General features: G+C 71.6%; 21 protein-coding genes. 18 read left to right on the forward strand and 3 right to left on the reverse strand.

Annotation, left to right across the window (positions count from 1 at the left end; translation table 11 throughout):
* Nucleotides 1-37 precede the first annotated feature (37 nt).
* The 15 genes from H8838_RS03560 (at nucleotide 38) to H8838_RS03630 (ending at nucleotide 15,344) form a co-directional block, all read left to right on the forward strand.
* A complete protein-coding gene (locus H8838_RS03560) occupies nucleotides 38-928 on the forward strand; it encodes an SDR family NAD(P)-dependent oxidoreductase (RefSeq protein ID WP_185996686.1) in 891 nt (296 codons plus the stop codon).
* 151 nt (nucleotides 929-1,079) lie between these two features.
* Entirely contained in the window at nucleotides 1,080-2,249 is a 1,170-nt protein-coding gene (locus tag H8838_RS03565; RefSeq protein WP_185996687.1) for an acyl-CoA dehydrogenase family protein, read from the forward strand.
* A 49-nt stretch (nucleotides 2,250-2,298) separates the two neighbouring features.
* Nucleotides 2,299-3,105 (forward strand): SDR family NAD(P)-dependent oxidoreductase, encoded by an 807-nt coding sequence (locus tag H8838_RS03570; RefSeq protein ID WP_185996688.1) that lies wholly within the window; start codon nucleotides 2,299-2,301, stop codon nucleotides 3,103-3,105.
* Nucleotides 3,106-3,154: 49 nt separating this feature from the next.
* The gene (locus H8838_RS03575) at nucleotides 3,155-4,342 is read left to right on the forward strand and encodes a thiolase family protein (protein ID WP_185996689.1); all 1,188 of its coding nucleotides are present in this window, start codon (nucleotides 3,155-3,157) and stop codon (nucleotides 4,340-4,342) included.
* Nucleotides 4,339-5,304, forward strand: coding sequence for an amidohydrolase family protein (locus tag H8838_RS03580; protein WP_185996690.1), 966 nt, complete (start codon nucleotides 4,339-4,341; stop codon nucleotides 5,302-5,304). Before H8838_RS03575 ends, H8838_RS03580 begins: the two co-directional genes overlap by 4 nt.
* Nucleotides 5,301-6,875, forward strand: coding sequence for a class I adenylate-forming enzyme family protein (locus H8838_RS03585; protein WP_185996691.1), 1,575 nt, complete (start codon nucleotides 5,301-5,303; stop codon nucleotides 6,873-6,875). Before H8838_RS03580 ends, H8838_RS03585 begins: the two co-directional genes overlap by 4 nt.
* A complete protein-coding gene (locus H8838_RS03590) occupies nucleotides 6,872-7,759 on the forward strand; it encodes an LLM class F420-dependent oxidoreductase (RefSeq protein ID WP_185996692.1) in 888 nt (295 codons plus the stop codon). Before H8838_RS03585 ends, H8838_RS03590 begins: the two co-directional genes overlap by 4 nt.
* Nucleotides 7,756-8,439, forward strand: coding sequence for an NADPH-dependent F420 reductase (gene npdG, locus H8838_RS03595; protein WP_185996693.1), 684 nt, complete (start codon nucleotides 7,756-7,758; stop codon nucleotides 8,437-8,439). The genes H8838_RS03590 and npdG overlap by 4 nt, the downstream gene beginning before the upstream one ends.
* A gap of 105 nt (nucleotides 8,440-8,544) precedes the next feature.
* Nucleotides 8,545-9,312, forward strand: coding sequence for an SDR family NAD(P)-dependent oxidoreductase (locus H8838_RS03600; protein ID WP_185996694.1), 768 nt, complete (start codon nucleotides 8,545-8,547; stop codon nucleotides 9,310-9,312).
* Between the two features lie 181 nt (nucleotides 9,313-9,493).
* A complete protein-coding gene (locus H8838_RS03605) occupies nucleotides 9,494-10,279 on the forward strand; it encodes an enoyl-CoA hydratase (protein ID WP_185996695.1) in 786 nt (261 codons plus the stop codon).
* A 27-nt stretch (nucleotides 10,280-10,306) separates the two neighbouring features.
* Entirely contained in the window at nucleotides 10,307-11,434 is a 1,128-nt protein-coding gene (locus H8838_RS03610; RefSeq protein ID WP_185996696.1) for an acyl-CoA dehydrogenase family protein, read from the forward strand.
* Nucleotides 11,431-12,222, forward strand: coding sequence for an enoyl-CoA hydratase/isomerase family protein (locus H8838_RS03615; RefSeq protein ID WP_185996697.1), 792 nt, complete (start codon nucleotides 11,431-11,433; stop codon nucleotides 12,220-12,222). The genes H8838_RS03610 and H8838_RS03615 overlap by 4 nt, the downstream gene beginning before the upstream one ends.
* 26 nt (nucleotides 12,223-12,248) lie before the next feature.
* The gene (locus H8838_RS03620) at nucleotides 12,249-13,232 is read left to right on the forward strand and encodes an NAD(P)H-dependent flavin oxidoreductase (protein WP_191465647.1); all 984 of its coding nucleotides are present in this window, start codon (nucleotides 12,249-12,251) and stop codon (nucleotides 13,230-13,232) included.
* Between the two features lie 52 nt (nucleotides 13,233-13,284).
* Entirely contained in the window at nucleotides 13,285-14,526 is a 1,242-nt protein-coding gene (locus tag H8838_RS03625; RefSeq protein ID WP_185995893.1) for an acyl-CoA dehydrogenase family protein, read from the forward strand.
* Nucleotides 14,527-14,531: 5 nt separating this feature from the next.
* Complete coding sequence (locus tag H8838_RS03630) at nucleotides 14,532-15,344, forward strand: enoyl-CoA hydratase-related protein (protein WP_185995894.1); 813 nt, start codon at nucleotides 14,532-14,534, stop codon at nucleotides 15,342-15,344.
* Between the two features lie 116 nt (nucleotides 15,345-15,460).
* On the opposite strand, the gene H8838_RS03635 is transcribed toward H8838_RS03630, so the two are convergent.
* Genes H8838_RS03635 through H8838_RS03645 form a run of 3 tightly spaced genes read right to left on the reverse strand, consistent with a single transcriptional unit; the run spans nucleotide 15,461 to nucleotide 18,499 of the window.
* On the reverse strand, nucleotides 15,461-17,065 hold the full coding sequence (locus tag H8838_RS03635) for a long-chain-fatty-acid--CoA ligase (protein ID WP_185995895.1): 1,605 nt from the start codon (nucleotides 17,063-17,065) through the stop codon (nucleotides 15,461-15,463).
* Nucleotides 17,066-17,093: 28 nt separating this feature from the next.
* Nucleotides 17,094-17,468, reverse strand: coding sequence for a DUF6285 domain-containing protein (locus H8838_RS03640; protein WP_185995896.1), 375 nt, complete (start codon nucleotides 17,466-17,468; stop codon nucleotides 17,094-17,096).
* Nucleotides 17,468-18,499, reverse strand: coding sequence for a phosphotransferase family protein (locus H8838_RS03645; protein ID WP_185995897.1), 1,032 nt, complete (start codon nucleotides 18,497-18,499; stop codon nucleotides 17,468-17,470). The genes H8838_RS03640 and H8838_RS03645 overlap by 1 nt, the downstream gene beginning before the upstream one ends.
* A gap of 281 nt (nucleotides 18,500-18,780) precedes the next feature.
* On the opposite strand from H8838_RS03645, the gene H8838_RS03650 reads away from it, so the two are divergent.
* The 3 genes from H8838_RS03650 to H8838_RS03660 are packed head-to-tail and all read left to right on the forward strand — an operon-like array spanning nucleotide 18,781 to nucleotide 21,524.
* On the forward strand, nucleotides 18,781-20,016 hold the full coding sequence (locus H8838_RS03650) for an ABC transporter substrate-binding protein (RefSeq protein WP_185995898.1): 1,236 nt from the start codon (nucleotides 18,781-18,783) through the stop codon (nucleotides 20,014-20,016).
* A 3-nt stretch (nucleotides 20,017-20,019) separates the two neighbouring features.
* Nucleotides 20,020-20,817, forward strand: coding sequence for an ABC transporter ATP-binding protein (locus tag H8838_RS03655; RefSeq protein ID WP_185995899.1), 798 nt, complete (start codon nucleotides 20,020-20,022; stop codon nucleotides 20,815-20,817).
* Nucleotides 20,814-21,524, forward strand: a complete 711-nt coding sequence (locus H8838_RS03660; protein ID WP_185995900.1) for an ABC transporter ATP-binding protein — start codon at nucleotides 20,814-20,816, stop codon at nucleotides 21,522-21,524. The genes H8838_RS03655 and H8838_RS03660 overlap by 4 nt, the downstream gene beginning before the upstream one ends.
* Nucleotides 21,525-21,551: the final 27 nt, after the last annotated feature.

Raw genomic sequence — 21,551 nt, forward strand, 5'->3', positions numbered from 1 at the left:
GACGGGTCGCTGGAGCGACCCCTGTGAACGGAGAGAGATGAGCAACGAGATCAGGCTCGACGGCCAGGTGGCCGTCGTCACCGGCGCCGGCCGAGGGCTCGGCCGCGAGCACGCCCTGCTGCTGGCGGCGCGGGGAGCCGCCGTGGTGGTCAACGACATGGCGGTGGACGGGAGCTCGCCGGCCGACGACGTGGTCGCCGAGATCCGCGAGGCGGGCGGCACCGCGGTGGCCAACCACACCCCGGTCGGCACGCTGGAGGCGGGTGAGGAGATCGTGGCCCAGGCCACGGAGGAGTTCGGCCGGTTGGACGTGCTCGTCAACAACGCCGGGCTGCTGCGGGACATGTCGATGGCCAAGCTCACCGTGGCCGACACCGACCTGGTGCTCAAGGTGCACCTGGGTGGGACCATCTGGACCACGAAGGCCGCCTGGGCGACCTTCGTGGAGCAGGGCCACGGCCGGGTGGTGAACACCACCTCGGCCGCCGGGATCTTCGGCAACTTCGGCCAGACCAACTACGCCGCCGCCAAGGCCGGGATCATCGGCGTCACCCGCACGCTGGCGGTCGAGGGTGCGCGCAAGGGGATCCACGTGAACGCGATCGAGCCGGGAGCGCGCACCCGGATGACCGAGAACCTGCTCGGCGACCTGGCCGAGCACGTGGACCCGGCGCTGGTGGCCCCGCTGGTGGTGTGGCTGGCGGCCCACGACTGCACCAGCAACGGCGAGGTCTACAACGTCGGCGGCGGCCGGGTGGCCCGCGTCGTCACCGCGCAGACCCCCGGCCTCTTCTCCCGCGAGCTGACCCCGGAGGTGCTGCGGGACGGCTGGGACGAGGTCAACGACCTCGACCGGGCGCAGGTCGTGCCCGGGTTCGTGGAGGAGCTGGAGATCCTTCGCGACTTCCTCGCCGGCAGCACCGTCTGACTCTCCTGCTCACCAGCCGCACTCTCGTAAAGCAGCTGGTTGAATTTAATCAAGCACTTGCTTTACATTAGGCATGTCCCTACCGCCGACACCGGAGGCCCTGAGATGACCCGCAACGAACCGCTCTGCCACCACCGCGAGGTGGTCTGAGGTGTGGGAGCTTCGTGACCCCGAGCACGAGCTGATCGCCCGCAGCATCCGCGAGCGGATCAGCGGCTTCGACGACGACTACTGGGCCCGCTGCGACCGCGAGCACGAGTTCCCCTGGGACTTCTTCAACGCGCTGGCGGCCGACGGGTGGATCGGCCTGGCCATCCCCGAGGAGTTCGGCGGCGGCGGCCGCGGGGTCACCGAGGCGGCGATCCTGCTCCGTGAGGTGGCCGCGTCGGGCGGTGCGATGAACGCCTGCACCGCGCTGCACATGAACATCTTCGGCCTCCAGCCGGTGATCAAGTTCGGCAACGAGCGGCTGAAGGAGACCTTCCTGCCGCGAGCCGCGGAGGGCGAGCTGCACGTGGCGTTCGCGGTCACCGAGCCCGACTCCGGCACCGACACCTCGCAGATCAAGACCCGGGCCGTCCGCGACGGCGACGGCTGGCGCATCTCGGGGCAGAAGATCTGGACCTCCAAGGCGCTGGAGTCCTCGCACGCGCTGATGCTCGCGCGTACCTCCCCGGCCCCCGAGGACCCGGCCCGGCGCTTCGAGGGGCTCAGCCTCTTCTTCATCGACCTGGACCCCGACCACGTCGACATCCGGCCGATCCCGAAGGTCGGGCGCAACGCGGTCGCCAGCTGCGAGACCTTCTACGACAACCTGCCCGTCGAGTCGTGGCGGTTGGTCGGGGAGGAGGGCAAGGGGTTCAAGCACATCCTCTCGGGCCTGAACCCCGAGCGGATCCTGATCGCCTCGGAGGCGGTCGGCATCGGCATCGCGGCGCTGCGCCGCGCGGTCGACTACGCCTCGGTGCGCGAGGTCTTCGACCGGCCGATCGGGGCCAACCAGGCGCTCAGCCACCCGCTGGCCGACTCCTACGCCCAGGTCGCTGCCGCCTGGGAGATGACGATGATCGCCGCCGCCCGCTACGACGCGGGTGAGTCCTGCGGTGCCGAGGCCAACACGGCGAAGTACCTCGCCGCCGACGCCGGCTACACCGCCGCCGACCGGGCGATGCAGACCCACGGCGGCGTGGGCTACGCCCACGAGTACCACGTGGAGCGCTACTGGCGCGAGGCCCGGGTCATGCGCCTGGCCCCGGTCAGCCAGGAGATGTCGCTGAACTTCCTGGCCCAGAACGTGCTCGGCCTGCCGCGCAGCTACTGAGCTGACGAGTACTGAGCAGACGAGACCCACCGAGAGGAACGAGCGGCGAGTGAACAGGTTCAGCGGACGTGTGGCCTACGTGCTGGGCGGGGGCAGCGACGGTCCCCTCCGGCCCGGCGACGCCCTGCCCATGGGCAACGGCCGGGCGATGGCGATGCGGCTCTCCGCCGAGGGCGCCCACGTCGTGGTGGGTGACCTCGACCTCGGCCGGGCCGAGGAGACCGTCGCGCACCTGCCCGGCGGCAGCGGCACGGCCGTGCAGGTGGACGCGGCGGACCCCGACTCCTGCCGGGCCGCCGTGGCCGTCGCCATGGCGGACGCCGGCCGGCTCGACGCCGTGGTCTGCAACGTCGGGATCTCCGGGCGGGAGCCGATCAAGGTGCAGTCGCTCGAGGACTGGGACCTCGCCCTCGACGTCAACGTCCGCTCGCACTGGCTGACCGCCCAGGCGGCGCTCGCCCCGATGCTCGAGGCGGGCGCAGGAGCCTTCGTCTTCGTCGGCTCCACCGCGGGCATGTGGAGCAGCCGGCGCTCGATGTCGTACGAGGCCACCAAGGCCGCACAGCTCGGCGTGATGCGGCACCTGGCCGTCCGGTACGCCGAGCGCGGCATCCGCTCCAACGCCGTCGTCCTGGGCAACATCGACTCCGCGCTGGTGCGCCGGGAGTTCGGCGACGACGGCTCGGCCCGGCGCGGCGCCGTGGTGCCGATGCGCCGCGAGGGCTCCCCCGAGGAGGCGGCGGCGGCCGTGGCTTTCCTCGCCAGCGACGACGCGTCGTACGTCACCGGGCAGAGCCTGGTGGTCGACGGCGGCGTCTCCGCCGCCTGGCCCAGCCCGCCGCCCGTCGCCGGCTGACCCACTGGCCCACCCACCCCACCTCCCCGAGCAGGAACGGACCCCCACCATGAACGACGTCGTGATCAGCGGTGTCGGGATGCACGCCTTCGGCAAGCACCTCGACCTCTCCATGAAGGAGCTCGGCCGGGTCGCCACCGAGGCCGCGCTCGCCGACGCCGGCGTCGGTGTGCCGGACATCGAGGCGATGTTCTTCTCCAACGCCCTCGCGGGCCTGATCACCGGTCAGGAGTGCATCCGCGGGGAGATCGTGGGCTACCCGATGGGCCTGGCGGGCATCCCGATCCACAACGTGGAGAACGCCTGCGCCTCGGGCGGGAACGCCCTGCACCTGGCGTGGATGGCGGTGGCCTCCGGCATGTACGAGACGGTGCTCGCGCTCGGTGTGGAGAAGGCCAACCACCCCGACAAGACCAAGACCTTCGCCGCGTTCGGCGCCGGGATGGACGTGGAGGAGCGGTTCGCCACGGCGGACGGCGCGGGGGAGAAGCGGACCCCCTTCGTCGACCGCCAGGCCCGCCTGGCCTCCACCCTGTTCGACGACCGCGGCGTGACTCTCGAGGGTCTCGCCCGGGTGACCGCCCGCTCGCTGGAGGCGGCCCGGCTCAACCCGTTCGCGCACCGCCGGTTCGGCGCCACCTGGCGCGAGGTGCTCGAGGCGCGCGAGGCGGTCGCTCCGCTGACCGTGCTGATGAGCTCGCCGATCAGCGACGGCGCGGCCGCAGTGGTCGTGACCAGCCGCCCCGACAAGGTCGCCGACCCCCGGTCGATCAACGTGCTCGCCTCGCGGATGGCGACCCGGCCGCCGAAGGACGCGGTCGACGCGCCCAACGCGGTCGAGGCATCCGGCATTGCGGCCTACGAGCAGGCCGGGCTGGGCCCCGCCGACATGGACCTCGCCGAGGTGCACGACGCGTCGGTGGCCTACGAGCTGATGGCCTGGACCGACCTCGGCCTCTGCCGCCCGGGCGAGGAGCAGCGGTGGGCCATGGAGGGCGTGACCGACGTCGGCGGTGCCATGCCGGTCAACCGCTCCGGCGGGCTGGTCGGCCGCGGCCACGCGCTCGGAGCCAGCGGCCTGGCCCAGGTGCACGACGTCGTCGCCCAGCTCCGTGGGGAGGCTGGCGACCTCCAGCTGCCCGAGGACCCGCGCACCGCGCTGGTCCAGATCGGCGGCGGCGTCGTCGACTGGCTGACCGCCGCCTCCTCGGTGCACATCCTGGGTCGGCACCGATGACCGGAGTGGTCGACGCCCACATGCACGTGTGGGACGCCACCTGGCTGCCCGAGGGGCTGCGGATGGCCTGGGCCCGTCAGGGCGCCGGCCGCCGGCTGCCGGAGCGGACGCCCGAGGAGGTCTTTCCCCGGGTCGCCGTCGGGCAGAGCGACCCCGACGCGTCCCTGACGATGGCCGCCTTCGACCGCGCCGGTGTCAGCGCCGGGGTGATCCCCGTCGTCGACTGGACCATCGTCGGCGCCCCGGGCGGCCAGCACCTTCCCGTGCGGCAGCTCAACGCGCGGTACGAGGAGGTGTGCGCGGCGAACGAGGGCCGGCTCTGGTTCTGCGGTGCCCTGGACCCTCGTCACCCTGACGCCCGGGAGATCTTCGAGGCCGCGGTGCAGCACCCGCACCTGCGCGGGTTCAAGCTCTATCCCGCGGCCGGCTGGGACCTGACCGACCCGGCCCACCGCTGGTTCGTCGAGGGGATCCTCGAGCGCGACCTGACCGCCGTCGTCCACTGCTCGCCGCTGGGCGGGGACCCGCTGGAGGTCCGCCGGTGCCGTCCCGCCGAGGTCGCCGCGCTGCTGGCCCAGCACCCCACGTTGCGCACCTCGTTCGCGCACGCCGGGATCGAGGCCTGGTGGGCCGAGGCGCTCGACTGCGCGACCGGCTGGCAGCACGCCTACCTCGAGCTGTCGCTGTGGCAGCGGGTCGCGCTGGACGACTACGCGGAGTTCCGCCGCCGAGTACGCCGGATGCGCGACCAGGTCGGGCCGCACCGGCTGGTCTTCGGCTCCGACATCATCCGCGGTCCCAAGGAGGACCCCGACGGCGCGCACCTGGCGCAGTGGGTGGAGCTCGCCCGCGGCCTGGCCGAGCCCTGGCAGGGCCAGGCGCCGGTCCTCTCCGCCGACGAGCTCGACCTCTTCCTCACCGGCAACGCCGTCCGACTCTTCGACCTGGAGGTAAGTGCATGAGTGCCACCCTCGACCGGCTCTTCGCCCACGCGGGGGCCCGGTTCGCCGACAACGTCGCGGTCACCCGCGGCGACCGCAGCCGCACCTTCGCCGAGGTGATCGACCAGGGCTGGCGGCTCGCGCACGTGCTGCGCTCGGCCGGGCTGGTGCCCGGCGACAAGGTGGCCGCCATGCTCGGGATCCGGGTGGAGTCCCTGGAGGTCTACGTCGGTCTCGCGCTCGGTGGCTACACCGCCGTCCACGTCAACGACCGGCTCACCGCGCCCGAGCTGGACCACGTGCTGACCGACTCCGGTGCGCGGGCGCTGGTCACCACCGACGGGGTCGACGCGGTCGCGGCGACCGCGGACGAGGTGCCCGGGCTCGCCGCGTGGGTCTCGGTCTCCGAGAAGGTCCCCGCCGGGGCCCTCGACTACGCCGCCGCCACCGCCGCGGCCGACCCGACCCCGACGCCGGTCGACCTCGACCCGGAGTCGACCGCGCTGATCGCCTACACCTCCGGCACCACCGGCTTCCCCAAGGGCGTGCTGGTCTCGCACCGAGCGGTGACCAACTGCATCAAGCTGGTGCCCTACGCCTACCGGTTCCCCCTGCAGGGCCACTGCGCGTTCCCCGGCGGCTGGTCCTTCGCCTCCGGGCTGTGGGGCGTGATCTTCCCGCACTTCTACACCGGCGGCACCGTCTCGTTCACCGCCGGCATGACGCCGCAGGAGTGGGGGGCGCACATGGTGGAGAACCGGAGCACCTTCACCCTGGGGCTGACCCCGCTGATCCCCGGCCTGCTGCAGGCCCTGGCGGCGTACCCGGCGGCGCTGGGCACCCTGCAGGGCGTCCTGCACTCCGGCGGCCCGCTGCCCCCCGAGCTGGCCCAGGACCTGGTCGCGGTGATCGGGGACCGGCTGGTGGAGACCTGGGGGATGACCGAGGTGATCGGTCCGATCACCATCACCAACCGCACGGACTGGTCCGGTCTCGGCGGCGCCGACGACATCTTCGCCTCGGTCGGTCGGCCCCTGCCGACGGCCTCGGTGCGGGTGGTCGACGACCAGGGGAACGACCTGCCGCCCGGCGAGGTCGGCGAGCTGCTGATCGAGGCGGACACCTGCTTCTCCGGCTACCACGGCAACCCGGAGAAGACGGCGCAGGCGCTGCGAGACGGGTGGTACCACACCGGGGACCTCGGGTACGCCGACGCGGCGGGCTACCTCTACCTCACCGGTCGCTCGCAGGAGCTGATCATCTCGGGCGGGGCGAACGTCTACCCGGCCGAGGTCGAGCGGGTCCTGCTCCAGCACGACGACGTGGTCGACGTCGCGGTCTTCGGCGAGCCCGACGAGCGCTGGGGCGAGGCGGTCTCGGCCGCGGTCGTGCGGCGGGCGGGCTCCGAGCTGGGTGACGAGGAGCTCAAGTCGTTCGCCCGCGCGCGGCTGGCCGGCTACAAGAAGCCGGGCCACGTCTACTTCGTGGACGAGCTGCCGCGCAACGCCAGCATGAAGGTGATGAAGCACGTCCTGAAGGAGAACCTCGCCGGCACCGACGCCGTCGGGTCGGCAGAGAGGAACGCGTCATGAAGATCGGCATCAGCGAGTGGTTCTCGGGGCAGGGCCCCCGAGGGGGGACGTGGTCCATGGACGCGGCCCGCCTGATCGAGGAGCTGGGCTACAGCTCGGTGTGGATGCCCGAGCACGTGGTCTTCTTCCCCGAGTACCGCTCGGAGTACCCCTACGAGTCGGGCGGCGCGGCCGAGGTGCACCGCACCCTCGGCGTGCACGACCCGCTGATCCTGGGCGCGGCGATCGCCGCCGCGACCCAGCGGGTCCGGATCGGCACCTACGTCTTCGTCGTTCCGCAGCGGAACCCGATCGTCACCGCGCGCCAGGTTGCCTCCCTCGACCAGCTCAGCGGCGGACGGTTCGAGTTCGGCGTCGGGGTCGGCTGGTCCGAGGAGGAGTACGACGCGCTGGACGTGCCGTTCGAGCGTCGGGGTGCCCGGATGAACGAGTACCTCGCGGCGATGCGCGAGCTCTGGGCGGACCAGGAGGTCTCGGAGTTCTCCGGGGAGTTCGTCCAGTTCGAGCCGCTCTACTGCTTCCCCAAGCCGGCCCAGGCGCGGCTGCCGATCATCGTCGGCGGCAACTCCGACTCCGCCCTGCGCCGGATCGCCAAGTACGGCGACGGCTGGGCCGGCTACAGCCGCACCTACGACGACATCGCGCAGTTCCTGGAGAAGCTCGAGGTCGAGCTCGAGCGCCACGGCCGGAGCCGGGACGAGCTCTCGCTCAAGGTCGGGCGGCGCAGCAAGGGCAAGACCGAGAAGGACTGGGAGGACGACGCCGAGTACATCCGCCGCTGTGCCGAGCTCGGTCTCGACGAGGTCGTGGTCTCGCCCCGGATCGGGGACGAGAACTACGAGGCCGACATGCGCCGCTACGCCGAGATCGTGGGCCTGTTGTGAGCGCCGGCACCGAGGCGCCGGACCTGTCCGGTCGCACGATCGGGATCCTGGGTGGGACCGGGCCGCAGGGGCGTGGTCTGGCGCGTCGGTTCGCGCAGGCCGGGCTGACGGTGGTGCTGGGCAGCCGGGCGGCGGAGAAGGCGCAGGCCGCGGCGGCCGAGCTCGCGGAGGCGACCGGTGGTGCGGTGACCGGGGCGGCGAACGCGGACGCCGCGGCGGCCGGTGACGTGGTGCTGGTGGTGGTGCCGTGGGACGGTCACGGCGAGCTGTTGCGTGACTTGAAGCCGCACCTGGACGGCAAGGTCGTGGTCGACTGCGTGAACCCGTTGGGGTTCGACAAGCAGGGTCCGTTCGCGTTGAAGGTGGAGGAGGGGTCGGCGACCGAGCAGGCGGCGGCGATCCTGACCGACTCCACGGTGGTGGGTGCGTTCCACAACGTCTCGGCGGTGCTGTTGGAGGACCCGGAGGTCGCCTCGATCGACACCGACGTGCTGGTGCTGGGCGATGAGCGGGAGGCGACCGACCTGGTGCAGGCGTTGGCGGACTCGGTGCCCGGGATGCGGGGGGTGTACGCGGGTCGGCGGCGCAATGCGCACCAGGTGGAGGCGTTGACGGCGAACCTGATCGCGATGAACCGGCGGTACAAGGCGCACGCCGGGGTGCGGATCACCGACGTGTGAGGGCCGGGCGGGTGCTGGGCAGGTCCTGGCACTGGACTGGCTCCGGAGCGTCTGCGATAGTGACCGAACGTTCACTCGGTAGGCACGGAGGTGCTCGTGAGGTCGATGTTCTCGCTTCAAGGCAAGAAGGCGCTGGTCACCGGGGGAGGGTCTGGTATCGGACTCGCCATGGCCCAGGGCTTGGCCGGCGCCGGGGCCGAGGTCACCCTCTGGGGCCGCAACACGGCGCGACTCGAGACTGCCCGGGACTCCTTCGGGGACGGTGCCCAGGTGCACGTGGACGCCGTCGACGTGGGCGACCCGGACGCCGTGCGGCGCGGGGTCGAGACTGTCGTCGAGCGGATGGGTGACCTGGACACGGTCGTGGTAAGCGCGGGCACCGGTGGCGCCATCGCGCCGATCACCGAGGTGGCCGACGACGAGCACCGCCGCGTCCTTACCACCAACGTGGACGGGGTGATGTGGACGATCCGCGAGACTGCCAAGGTGATGGTGGAGCGCGCGAAGGCCGGCCGCCCCGGCGGCTCGATCATCACGATCGCCAGCCTGGCGGCCATCGAGGGTGCGGGGCGCAACTCTTCCTACGGCGCCTCCAAGGGCGCGGTGGTGGCGCTCAGCAATGCGGCCGCGGTCGAGCTCGCCCGCTACGGGATCCGCGTCAACACCATCCTCCCCGGCTGGATCGCCACCGAGATGAGCCAGCCGCAGCAGGACTCCGAGCTCTTCGACAAGCATGTGATCAGCCGGGTCCCGCTCGGGCGCTGGGGTCGCCCCGAGGAGTTCGGCGGCGCCGCTGTCTACCTCGCCAGCGACGCCTCGAGCTTTCAGACCGGGAGCCAGCTGGTGATCGATGGCGGCTACTCGATCTTCTGAGCCACGTCCCCTCCTGAGCCGCACGCCGCTCGCAGGCATGAACCCTTGACATCGCGAGAGGACGTTCTTATCGTTCGAACGAGCGCTCAGTAGGCATAGGTGAACTTCGGACTGAGGTCGGGAGCGCGCTCGCGCGGCACCCTGGTTCCGGGGCCGCAGCCCCACGATGAAGGGAACGCCGATGACCGGCATGGTGCTGCTCCAGGAGCGGATCGGCCAGGTAGCCCTGCTCCGCCTCAACCGTCCCGAGGTGCGCAACGCCCTGAACGTCGAGCTCGTGACCTCGCTGCGCGCGACGTTGGCGGAGCTCGCGGTCGACGACGAGGTCCGCGCCGTGGTGCTCACCGGCAACGGCAAGGCGTTCTGTGCCGGGCTCGACCTCGTCGAGCTGGAGACCAGCGGGGCCAATCTGGAGCTCGCCGGCGGCCACGACGACGGGTCGCCCAACCAGCCGTGGGACCCGTTCCCCAAGCCGTTGGTAGGGGCGGTCAACGGCCCAGCCGTGACCGGCGGTCTCGAGGTCGCCCTCGCCTGCGACTTCCTCGTCGGCTCCGAGGCCGCGTGCTTCGCCGACACCCACAGCCGGGTCGGCGTGATGCCCGGCTGGGGCCTCTCCGTGCTGCTGCCCCAAGTGGTCGGCCGAGGGGTGGCGCGCCGGATGAGCCTCACTGGCGACTACATGTTCGCCGAGGAGGCGCTGGGACGCGGGCTGCTCACCGAGATCGTGCCGGCCGACGAGCTGGTCGACACGGCCGTGCAGGTCGCCTCCACCATCGCGGCCAACGACCCGGCGATGGTGCAGGCCTACCTGGCGTCGTACCGGGCCACCGAGCTCGCCTCGGTGGGCGAAGGGTTCGCCGCCGAGACCGCCGCCTCCACCGCCTGGCTGCAGAACGGCTTCGCCCGGAACGGGTCGCGGCGCGATGCCGTGATCTCCCGTGGCCGCTCGCAGACCACCGCCCGCTGACCCCCACGTGCCACGGAAGGAAACGAGATGAGCACCGAGTTCGAGTGGAGCGAGGAACAGCGCACGCTGCGTGGCGTGGTCACCGACTTCTGCCGTCGGCGGACCGCGTCGACGGGCGACCAGGCGGGCTTCGACCGGGACACCTGGACCCAGCTGGCCGCAGGTCTCTCGGTCGCGGGGCTCACCGTCGACGAGGAGCTGGGCGGGGCGGGCGCGTCCCTGCTGGAGGCCGGGATCGTGGCTGAGGAGCTCGGGCGAACCCTGCTCCGCACCCCGCTGGTGCCCACGGTCGGGCTCGCCGTCACGGCGCTGGCCCACTGTGGCCAGGACTCCGACGCCCGGGACGCCCTGACCCGGATCGCGGCCGGCGAGGCCGTGGCCACCGCCGCGCTCGCCGACGAGCAGGGCATCCTCGACCCGTCGAAGCCGCCGCTCGCGGCACGCGAGGAGGACGGGGTCTGGTACGTCGACGGCGTCTCGGGCTACGTGCTCGAGGGCGGCCGGGCGGACCTCGTGCTGGTCCACGCCACCGGCGGCGGGGCGGAGCCGATGCTGCTGCTCGTCGACGCCGGCGCCTCCGGACTGACCCGTGACGAGGTCGTCGCGCTGGACCACGGGCGCACCCAGGCCCGTCTCGCGTTCGACGGCGTCCCCGCGACGCGCCTGGTGGCCGACCGGCCCGTTGCCGAGGTCGTGCGGGCCGCCGTCGATGCTGCCGCGACACTGCTGGCGCTCGAGCAGACCGGCATCGCGCAGGCGATGCTCGACCTGTCGGTCGCGCACGCGAGCACCCGGATGCAGTTCGGCCGGGCGATCGGGTCCTTCCAGGCCGTGAAGCACCGGATCGCCGACATGTACGTCGAGGTCGAGCACGCCCGCTCGGCGGCGTACCACGCGCTGTGGGCACTCGTCCACGGCGCCGACGACCCCGCGCTGGCCAGCAGCCTGGCTTTCGCCACCGCCTCCGAAGCAGCGCGCAAGGTCACCCGCGGCACGGTCCAGGTGCACGGCGGCATCGGCTTCACCTGGGAGCACGCCGCCCACCGCTACCTCAAGGCTGCCCAGGCCAACAGCACCTTGCTGGGCGGTGACCGGCTGCACTCGCGCCGGCTCGCCGAGCTCGTACTCGCCAAAGGCGCAGAGGTGGGGGCATGAGCGCCGCGGAGGTGGAGGAGGCGCGCGAGCCGGTCACCCTGCACCGCAAGGACGGCGTGGTCACGATCGTGCTCGACCAGCCGCGCCGCAAGAATGCGATGACGATGGAGGCGTGGCGGCTGCTGGGCGAGCACCTTTCGACGGTGACCCTGGGAGAAGATCGTGTCGTCGTGATCACCGGAGCCGGCGAGGACTTCTGCGCGGGGGCCGACCTGTCGGGCGACAGCCGGGACACGCACCCGGTTGCCGACATGCAGGTCGTCAACGCGGCCTGCCTCGCGCTTCACCGCTCCCCGGTCCCTACCGTGGCCCGCGTCGACGGCGTCGCGGTGGGAGCCGGAATGAACCTTGCGCTGGCGTGCGACCTCGTCGTCGCCTCCGACCGTGCGCGGTTCTCCGAGATCTTCATCAAGCGCGGCCTGTCGGTGGACTTCGGCGGGGCCTGGGCCCTGCCCCGGCTGGTCGGCCTGCAGAAGGCCAAGGAAATGGTCCTGCTCGGCGACATCATCTCCGCCGAGGAGGCGCGCCGCGTCGGCCTGGTCACCCGGGTCGTGGACCCGGTCGAGCTCGACGAGGTGGTCGATGGGCTGGTGGCGCGGCTGAAGGCCAACCCGCCGATCGCCGCCTCGCTCTCCAAGCGCATGCTGAACGCTTCGTTCGAGATGGACCTGGTCCAGGCGCTCGACGCCGAGGGGCACAACCAGTCCGTGAACATGGTCATGGACGACGCGCGGGAGGCGTTCGAGGCATTCCGCACCAAGCGCGAGCCCGTCTTCCGCGGCCGCTGAGCCGTACCCACCGAGAGGAAACACCTGTGATCAGCACCCGTTTCACCCAGACCTTCGGCGTCCGGCACCCGATCGTGCAGGGCGGGATGCAGTGGGTCGGCACGGCCGAGCTCGTCTCCGCTGTGGCCGAGGCGGGCGCCCTGGGCATGCTCACGGCCCTGACCCAGCCGACCCCGGAGGCGCTCACCCGGGAGATCGCGCGGACCCGGGAGATGACCGATCAGCCGTTCGGGGTGAACCTGACGATCCTGCCGTCGATCAAGCCGATCCCGTACGACGAGTACCGGCACGCGATCGTCGATGCCGGGATCACGGTCGTGGAGACCGCGGGCTCGAACCCGGAGCCGCACATGCCGTTCTTCCATCAGCACGGGGTCAAGGTGCTGCACAAGTGCACCAGCGTCCGGCATGCGGTCAAGGCGCAGAAGGTCGGGGTCGACGGGGTGAGCATCGACGGCTTCGAGTGCGCGGGTCACCCCGGCGAGGACGACGTGGCCGGGCTGGTGCTGATCCCGGCGGCCACCCGGGTGCTGGACATCCCGGTGGTCGCGTCCGGTGGGATCGCGAACGCCCAGGGTCTGGTCGCGGCGCTGGCGTTGGGTGCGGACGGGGTCAACATGGGGACCCGGTTCATGTGCACCCAGGAGGCGCCGATCCACGACCGGGTCAAGCAGGCGATCGTCGCCGGTGACGAGCTGGGCACCGAGCTGATCTTCCGGTCGCTGCGCAACACCTCTCGGGTGGCCTCGAACTCCGTCTCCCGCAAGGTCGTCGACATCCTGGCCGAGGGCGGGCAGTTCGAGGACGTGCAGGACCTGGTCGCGGGCGTGCGCGGGCGCACCGTGTTCACCGAGGGTGACGTGGAGGCGGGGATCTGGAGCGTAGGGCAGGCGCAGGGCCTCATCCACGACGTGCCGACCGTTGGCGAGCTGGTGGAGGGCATGGTCCGGGAGGCGACCGAGCTGGTCGAGGCCCGGCTGCGCCCCCTGTTCGCCGACGCGAGCTCGTGACGCCGTACGCCGACGTACGCCCGACCCCTCGACACGAAAGCAAGGAGAGCACATGAGCGCCCTCGCAGAATCCACGCGGACCCACGAGGAGGGCCGCCGGCTCGTCGCCGAGACGGCCGAGCGCGTGCTCGCCGAACATCCCGTGGCTACCACGGGGATCCGTGAGCTCCTCGGGGCGATCTTCGACGCGGGTCTCGCCTGGGTGCACTTCCCGGTCGGGCACGGCGGGCTCGGCGTGGACGCCGGCCTCCAGGAGGTCGCCAACCGGATCTTCGGCGACGCCGGGGTGCCGCACGTCTTCGAGCTCAACCCGATGGGATACGGCATGGCCGGCCCGACGATCGCCCACCACGGAAGCGACGAGCTACGAACTGCGCTGCTGCGCCCGCTGTTCACCTGCGAGCACCTGTGGTGCCAGCTCTTCAGCGAGCCGGGCGCAGGCTCCGACCTCGCCGGCCTCGCCACCCGCGCGGTCAAGGACGGCGACGAGTGGGTGGTCGACGGGCAGAAGGTGTGGACCAGCCTCGGCCACGTCGCGCGCTGGGCCATGCTGCTCGCCCGGACCGACCCCGGGGCCGCGAAGCACCAGGGACTCACCTACTTCGTCGTGGACATGACCTCGCCCGGAGTCAGTGTTCGCCCGCTGCGGCAGATGACCGGGGAGGCCGAGTTCAACGAGGTCTTCCTCGAGGGCGTCCGGATCCCCGACTCCCAGCGCCTCGGCGACGTCGGCGCGGGCTGGTCGGTGGCGATGACCACGCTGATGAATGAGCGCAACGCGATCGGCGGCGGCTCGAGCGTCCGCAACGACGGCCCGATCGGCACGGCGCTGTCACTGTGGCGCGACCGGCCGGACCTGCGTACCCCCGCCCTCGAGGAGCGACTGGTCGCGCTGTTCCGCCGGGCAGACGCCGCCCGTCTCACCGGCGACCGCCAGCGAGTAGAACGCGGCCACGCCCCGATCGGTCCCGAGGGGTCAGCGGCCAAGCTGGTCTGGGCCGAGCTGGGTCAGGCAGTCATGGACTTCTGCATGGATCTGCTGGGCCCCGAGGCCGGCACCTACTCCGGCTACGACCTGGTGCGTGAGCACGAGGACGTCGGCGACGGCGTCATCCGGTGGGCGGTCACCTCGTCGTACGACGACGTCCAACGCGCGTGGCTGCGCAGCCGCGCCTACACGATCGAGGGTGGCACCTCCGACGTGCTGCGCAACATCATCGGCGAGCGGCTCCTCGGCCTCCCGGGCGACCTGCGGGCGGACCGTGGGCCCTGGAGCCAGGTCCCCCGGGGTTGACCGCCGTGGGCGACCAGTCGAAGGACCTCGTCGTCGTCGAGGTCAGGGACGGCGTGGCGGACGTCCGCCTCAACCGCCCCGAGAAGCTCAACGCGCTCGGGCCGGGGACGATGCGGGCACTCGTCGACGTGGGGCAGCGGTTAGCGGCCGCCCCGCCCGAGGAGGTGGGCGCCGTCGTCCTCAGCGGCGAGGGCCGCGCCTTCAGCGCGGGCCTCGACTTCGCCGAGTTCGAGAAGATGAGTGAGCAGGACTCCTCGGACCTTCTCGCCCACGACGGCCCCCCTGTGGGGGTCGCCGAGGCGCTCGGGCAGCAGGCGGTCCACGTGTGGTCGCTGGTGGGCGCGCCCGTGATCGCCGCAGTCCACGGCGTGGCCTTCGGAGGTGGGCTCCAGGTGGCCCTCGGCGCTGACCTGCGGCTCGCCGCCCCCGACGCCCGGTTCTCCGTCACGGAGGTCCTGTGGGGCCTGGTGCCCGACATGATGGGAACCCAGGTGCTCCCCGGCCTCGTAGGTCGAGACGTGGCGCTCGAGCTGGCGCTCACAGGCCGCACCTTCGGGGCCGAGGAGGCCGACCGGATCGGGCTCGTCACCCGCCTTGCGGACGACCCTCGCGAGGCCGCGCTCGCGCTGGCCGCTGAGGTCGCCGGGCACAGTCGCGGCGCCACCCGGGGGATCAAGCGCCTCGTCGGTCTCGCCTCCGGGCCGCTCGAGGAAGGCCTGCACGCGGAGCAGGACGTCATCGGTGCGCTCATGGGCGGCGAGGAGCAGCTCGCAGCCGTCGCCAGGCGGATGGAGTCGCTGGGGCGCTCCGCCCGCTGACGCACCGCCTGGACGGCGTACGCCGTCCCGTCGGCACTCCGCAAGCACACCCCACACATCCCGAACAACGCAGCAGGGCCCGGGCCGATCGGCCCGGGCCCTGCTGCGTGCGTGGCTCAGCCGGCGGTGCTGCCGGCCTCCTCCCGCTGCGCGACGACCATCTGGCGCAGCGGGGGCTTGGTGATCTTGCCCGACGCGTTGCGCGGCAGCTCGGCGAGCACCACGACCTGGGTCGGCTTCTTGTACGAGGCGAGGCGCTCGGCGCAGAAGCGGATCAGGTCCTCCTCGACGGGCGGGTCGGCCGGGTCGTGGGGCACCACGATCGCCACCGGGGTCTCGCCCCACTTGGGGTGCGGGGCTCCGACCAGGGCCACCTCCTTGACTTTCGGGTGGTCGGCGACGACCGCCTCCACCTCGGCGCTGTAGATATTCTCGCCGCCGGAGATGATCATGTCCTTGAGCCGGTCGACGACGAAGTAGAAACCGTCCTCGTCGACCCGGACCAGGTCGCCCGAGTGGAACCAGCCGCCCCGGAAGGCATCCGCCGTGGCCTCCGGGTTCTGCCAGTAGCCGACCATCGTCTGCGGACCGCGGTAGACGATCTCGCCGATCTCGCCGGGCTTCACGTCCTCCATCATCGGGTCGACGACGCGCACGTCCACGAGCGGAACGGGCCGGCCGACGGAGCCGATCTTGCGGATCGCGTCCTCCCCGGTGAGCACGGTGGTGACCGGCGCCATCTCGGTCTGGCCGAAGGTGCAGACGTTGTCCACGCCGGGGAACGCCTCCGCCATCGCGCGCAGGACCGAGGGGGTCGCCGGGGCGGCACCCCACGCCAGGTTGCGCAGGTGGAGCGTGCGCTCCCTGAGCGTCGGGCTGGCGCACACCGCCTGCCACTGGGTGGGGACGAGGAAGGCGTTGGTGGCCTTCTCGGACTCAATGAGGTCGAGGAAGGCCTCGGCGTCGAACGAGCCGGTCGGCGTGATCACCGAGGTGTAGCCGAGGATCAGGTTCGGCACGAGGGCGCCGACGGCGGCGATGTGGAACATCGGCGAGGTGACGGCGCCGATCTCGTCCTCCCGGAAGAGCCGGAATGCCTGGACGAGGGTGAGGGTCTGGCCCAGCAGGTTCTCGTAGGTGAGCATGGCGCCCTTGGGCAGCCCCGTCGTCCCGGACGTGTACATGATCAGCGCGCAGGCCGACAGGTCCTGCGGGCCGTCGCCCGGGAGCGGCTCGGAAGCGGCGAGCACGTCGTCGTAGGCCTCGGCGCCACGGCCGGCGCCGGCTGGGTCCCCGGCGACGACGAGGCAGGGGAGCGAGTCCTCCTTGCCCGCCCGGACCTTGGCGACCAGCGAGGTGAGCGACTCCTCGACCACCACGGCGCAGGAGCCGGAGTTCTCCGACAGGAAGGCGACCTCGTCGGCGACCAGGCGGAAGTTCACCGGGACCGCGATGGCCCCCAGTCGGTTGATCGCCACCAGGGACTCGACGAACTCGGGCCGGTTGGTGAGCAGCACCAGGACCCGGTCGCCGGCACCCACGCCCCGCGCCTGCAGGGCCGTCGAGAGCCGGCGGGTGCGTTCGTCGAGCTGCGCCCAGGTGGTGGACTCGCCGCGGAAGCGCAGGGCGGCCTGGTCGGGGCGGCTCCTGGCGTGCTTGCTGACCTGGTCGACCCAGGTGAGCCTGGTGTGCGGCGTGGGGGTCGAGGACTGCGTGTGCATCGGTGTTCCTCCCGGAGGTGTACGGCGGTCAGCGGGTGACGGCGGCGCGCGGGTCGTCGGCCACGTCGTCGTCGAGGTAGGCGGGGTTGGCGACCAGGAGCCGGTCATCGGTGGTCGTCCAGAGGGCGGCGACCAGGTCGGGGTCGTCGGGTCCGAGCTCGCCGGACCGGACGCGGAGGGCGAGCTCGTGCTCGTCGGCGACGTCGAGACGCCCCAGCCACTCGGCCAGCCGGGCCTCGCCCTCGGGGCTCTGCTCGAGCTCGCGGCCGAGCACGTCGAGGAGGTTGGCGGCGACCCGCGCGTGGAACGAGAGGGCTCCCTCGGTCGAGGGCATCACCTCGTCGCGCAGGAACTCGCAGACCGCGGTGACGATCTCGCGGGCGTCAGGGAAGGTGTGCAGCATCAGCGGCTCCTGGTTGTGGCGGTGCGCGGGTGCAGCATGCGCAGGAGGTCGTGCTCCTGCTCCGCCGTCCGCCGCCCGATGGCGGCCAGCTCGACGGACCGGCTCGCCCCGGTGAAGTGCCGGTTGGCCTGCACGAGGCAGCCGATGGCCCACGAGAGCGTGCCGGCCACCTGCCACCAGAAGACGACCTCGGGCTCGGGACGCAGGCCCCCCGCCTCTTCGTAGGCGTCGAAGAGCTCGTCGAAGCCGCCGACGCCGGCCACAGGGCGGGGGCCGCCGAAGCGCCAGGCACGGATGGACAGGTAGCCGAGATCCTCCATCGGGTCTCCGACGTGCACCAGCTCCCAGTCGAGCACGGCGGCCAGGCCCCGCTCGTCGACGATCACGTTCCCCAGCCGATAGTCGCCGTGGACCAGGACCGGCTCGAGGGTGGGCGGTGGCCGGTGCGCCTCCAGCCAGCGGAAGGCCAGCTCGACCACCGGGCGCAGCACCCCCGTGGAGGCGTACCTGGCACGCAGCTCCTCCAGGACGTCGTGCGCCGGGAGCCCGGCGACCTCCTCGGCGGGGACCTGGTGGATGGCGGCCGCGGCACGGCCCAGGTCGACCGCAAGACGCGAGCGGGCGACGGCGTACCGGTCGTCGCGCAGGATCTTGCGGGCGATCGTCTCGCCCGGCACGAAAGTCATCAGCAGGTAGGGGGCACCCAGCACGTCCGTGTCGGTGCCCGCGTCGACGAGGTCGGGGCCGGGGACGCCGTGTCGCCGGGCGGCCCGCAACGCGATCGCCTCGCGGGCCATCTCCTCAGGGCGCGGCTCGGTGGGCGGGTCGCGGCGGAGCACGAGGCCCTGCTCCTCGCCGTCGGCGGAGCGCACGGTGAGCGCCCAGGTCTGCCGGCTCGCCCCGCCGGAGACGCGGCGTAGGCCGGTCACCCGGTGACCGACGCCGAGCAAGGCGTCGAGGCGGTCCTCGAGCCGGGTGACGAGGTCGAGGGCGGGTCCTTCGTGCAGGGAGGTGGAAGCCGTGGTGTCCAACGGGGCAACTCTCGTCAGGCGGGGCGCTGCAGGCGTTCCCGACGCCGATGGGTCAGGGTTGTCACAGTAATGGAGCGAGCGTGCGCTCGGAAGGCTAAACCCCATGCTGAATGTTTTCGTGAACTGGCTCACACTTTTGCCGGCAAAACCCTTGACGGGTGGGGGAGTGAGCGTGTTCGCTGTAGAGCGATCGATCGGTATTTAGTGAACTTCACCTGATCGACGCGAAGTGAGCTCCACACCGACAAGCGGTGTTGGACCGACGTTCTCCCGGAGGCATCATGAAGCGCCGTCTTTCCGCCCTCGCCGTTTGTGGCGCCCTGGTCCTGTCCGCGTCCGCGTGCGGCGGCCGTGACGACTCGAGCGCCTCGGGCGCCGGTGGCTGCGACACCGGCATCACCGACTCCACCATCAAGATCGGCTCGAGTCTCCCGATGTCGGGCGCGGCCGCCGTCTACGGCGCGATCGCCCGGGCCAGCGACGCCTACTTCGACGACATCAACGCCGCCGGCGGCGTGAAGATGGGCGACGGCAAGACCCGGAAGGTCGAGTACAAGGCGATGGACGACGCCTACGACCCGGCGCGCACCGTCAGCAACACGCGGAGCCTCGTCGAGGAGGACGGCGTCTTCGCGATGATGAACGTGCTCGGCACGTCCCCCAACCTCGCGATCAGCGACTACATGCAGGGCGAGGGCATCCCCAACCTCTTCTCGATGACCGGCACCGACGAGTTCCTCGACCAGGACGAGAACTGGTCGATGGCCTTCCTCCCGCAGTACGAGTTCGAGGCCAAGGTGATGGCCGACTACGTGCGGGAGAACGCTCCCGGCGCCAAGGTCGGGATCCTCTACCAGAACGACGGCTTCGGGAAGGGCATGGTCGACAACTTCGAGGAGGAGTTCGAGGACTCCGACATCGAGATCGTCAGCACCCAGGCCTACGAGCAGTCCGGCGGCTCGGCCGACTCGCAGGTGGTCAACCTCGCCTCGTCGAAGGCTGACGTCTGGCTCAACTACGCGACGGGCACCTTCATGACCCAGTCGCTGAAGAAGGCCAACGAGATCGGTTGGAAGCCGCTGACGCTGGTCACCTCCGGCACCAACCACGCCAAGAACATCATGCAGCCCGCGGGCGCCGGGGCGAACGACGCGGTCTCGTTCACCTGGCTCAAGGACGTCTCCGACCCGAGCTGGGTGGGCGACGAGGGCATGAAGGCGTGGATGGAGTTCGCCGAGAAGCACGGGTCCGACGTCGAGGCCGCCGACTCCACGGCCGCCAACGGCTACACCACGGCCCAGATCATGGTCGCGGTCCTCGAGAACATGGACGGCTGCACCCGGGAGGACATGCTCGAGAGCGCGCAGAGCCTCGAGGGCGTCGCCCCCGATCTCTTCCTCCCGGAGGTCACGGTCAAGACCTCCGGGGACTACCCGTACTTCACCACCCAGGTGCAGATGATGGAGTTCGACGGCGAGACCTGGCAGCTCATCGGCGACGTCATGGAGCGTGAGTGACCGATGGCTGAGTCCACGACCTCCGTGGGGTCGTCGGAGCCGTTCCTCTCGGTCCGCGACGTCCACCTCCGGTTCGGCGGGGTGACGGCGCTGGACGGTCCCTCCTTCGACCTCCGGCGCGGCGAGATCTGCGGGTTGATGGGGCCGAACGGCGCCGGCAAGACCACGCTGTTCAACTGCATCAGCCGGCTCTACCAGCCGGACTCCGGGTCGATCACGCTGTCCGGCGTCGACCTGCTCGGGCTCCGGACCGAGCAGATCGCGTCGGTCGGGATCGCGCGGACCTTCCAGAACCTGGGCCTCTTCGGCTCCATGACGGTGCTGGAGAACGTCCTGGCCGGTGGCTACCACCGGACCAGGTCCGGGTTCGCCGCCAGCGCGCTGGGCCTGCCGCCGGTCCGCAAGGAGGAGCGCAGGGAGATCGCGACCGCCCGCGAGCTGCTGGACGACCTGGGTCTCACCCAGGTCGCCGGCAAGCTCGCGGCGGGGCTGCCCTACGGCACCCTCAAGCGGGTCGAGCTCGCCCGGGCGCTCATGGCGGCTCCCGAGCTGCTGATGCTCGACGAGCCGGCCAACGGCCTGATCCACGAGGAGGTGCTCGAGCTCGCCGGCACGATCCGGCGGCTGTGCGACGAGCGCGGCCTCTCGGTGCTCCTCGTCGAACACCACATGGCCATGGTCATGAGCGTCTCCGACCAGGTCGTCGTCCTGAACCTGGGGCGCAAGATCGCCGACGGCAAGCCAGACGTGGTCCGGGCCGACTCCGCCGTCATCGAGGCATACCTGGGAGGTGTCGCATGAGCGCGTTGCTCGAGGTCGAGGGCCTGCACGCCGGCTACGGGCCGGTGGTGGTGCTGCGCGACATCAGCCTCACCGTCGAGCACGGTCAGGTGGCGGTCGTCCTCGGCGCCAACGGTGCCGGCAAGACCACCCTGCTGCGTGCCCTCTCGGGCATCATCAAGGGCCGCGGTCGCGTCTCGCTCGACGGCAAGCAGCTGCTCGGCCTGCCGAGCGAGAAGATCGCCTCCCTCGGGGTCTCGCACGTGCCCCAGGGCCGCGGGACGTTCGCCAACATGACGGTCGAGGAGAACCTGCGCATCGGCGCCCACCTGCTCCAGGGCGGGGACGAGCGGGCGGAGATCGACAAGTGGTACGCGATCTTCCCCCGGCTCGGCGACCGGAGCTCCCAGCAGGCCGGCAGCCTCAGCGGCGGCGAGCAGCAGATGCTCGCCGTGGCGCGGGCCCTGATGCCCGGCCCGCGGCTGCTGCTGCTCGACGAGCCCTCCCTGGGCCTGGCCCCCAACACGACGCGGGACCTCTTCGACTCGCTGGGACGGATCAACGTCGAGACGGGGACGGCGATGCTCATCGTCGAGCAGAACGCACACCTCGCGCTCGAGATCGGGAGCAGGGCGATGCTGCTGGAGGCGGGCCGCCTGGTCTCCTCCGGCACCGCCCAGGAGCTCCGTGACAACGACGACATCCGGCGCGCCTACCTCGGCTACTGAGGCCGTCGGGGTGCCGCCCCGCGCCCC

Origin of the sequence: Nocardioides campestrisoli (assembly GCF_013624435.2) — a bacterium.
GTDB classification, from domain to species: Bacteria; Actinomycetota; Actinomycetes; order Propionibacteriales; family Nocardioidaceae; genus Nocardioides; species Nocardioides campestrisoli.

Coding starts and splice junctions, on each gene's coding strand:
- H8838_RS03560 (WP_185996686.1), top strand. CDS start 38: ATGAGCAACGAGATCAGGCTCGACGGCCAGGTGGCCGTCGTCACCGGC.
- H8838_RS03575 (WP_185996689.1), top strand. CDS start 3,155: ATGAACGACGTCGTGATCAGCGGTGTCGGGATGCACGCCTTCGGCAAG.
- H8838_RS03580 (WP_185996690.1), top strand. CDS start 4,339: ATGACCGGAGTGGTCGACGCCCACATGCACGTGTGGGACGCCACCTGG.
- H8838_RS03585 (WP_185996691.1), top strand. CDS start 5,301: ATGAGTGCCACCCTCGACCGGCTCTTCGCCCACGCGGGGGCCCGGTTC.
- H8838_RS03590 (WP_185996692.1), top strand. CDS start 6,872: ATGAAGATCGGCATCAGCGAGTGGTTCTCGGGGCAGGGCCCCCGAGGG.
- H8838_RS03600 (WP_185996694.1), top strand. CDS start 8,545: ATGTTCTCGCTTCAAGGCAAGAAGGCGCTGGTCACCGGGGGAGGGTCT.
- H8838_RS03605 (WP_185996695.1), top strand. CDS start 9,494: ATGACCGGCATGGTGCTGCTCCAGGAGCGGATCGGCCAGGTAGCCCTG.
- H8838_RS03610 (WP_185996696.1), top strand. CDS start 10,307: ATGAGCACCGAGTTCGAGTGGAGCGAGGAACAGCGCACGCTGCGTGGC.
- H8838_RS03615 (WP_185996697.1), top strand. CDS start 11,431: ATGAGCGCCGCGGAGGTGGAGGAGGCGCGCGAGCCGGTCACCCTGCAC.
- H8838_RS03625 (WP_185995893.1), top strand. CDS start 13,285: ATGAGCGCCCTCGCAGAATCCACGCGGACCCACGAGGAGGGCCGCCGG.
- H8838_RS03635 (WP_185995895.1), bottom strand. CDS start 17,065: ATGCACACGCAGTCCTCGACCCCCACGCCGCACACCAGGCTCACCTGG.
- H8838_RS03640 (WP_185995896.1), bottom strand. CDS start 17,468: ATGCTGCACACCTTCCCTGACGCCCGCGAGATCGTCACCGCGGTCTGC.
- H8838_RS03650 (WP_185995898.1), top strand. CDS start 18,781: ATGAAGCGCCGTCTTTCCGCCCTCGCCGTTTGTGGCGCCCTGGTCCTG.
- H8838_RS03655 (WP_185995899.1), top strand. CDS start 20,020: ATGGCTGAGTCCACGACCTCCGTGGGGTCGTCGGAGCCGTTCCTCTCG.
- H8838_RS03660 (WP_185995900.1), top strand. CDS start 20,814: ATGAGCGCGTTGCTCGAGGTCGAGGGCCTGCACGCCGGCTACGGGCCG.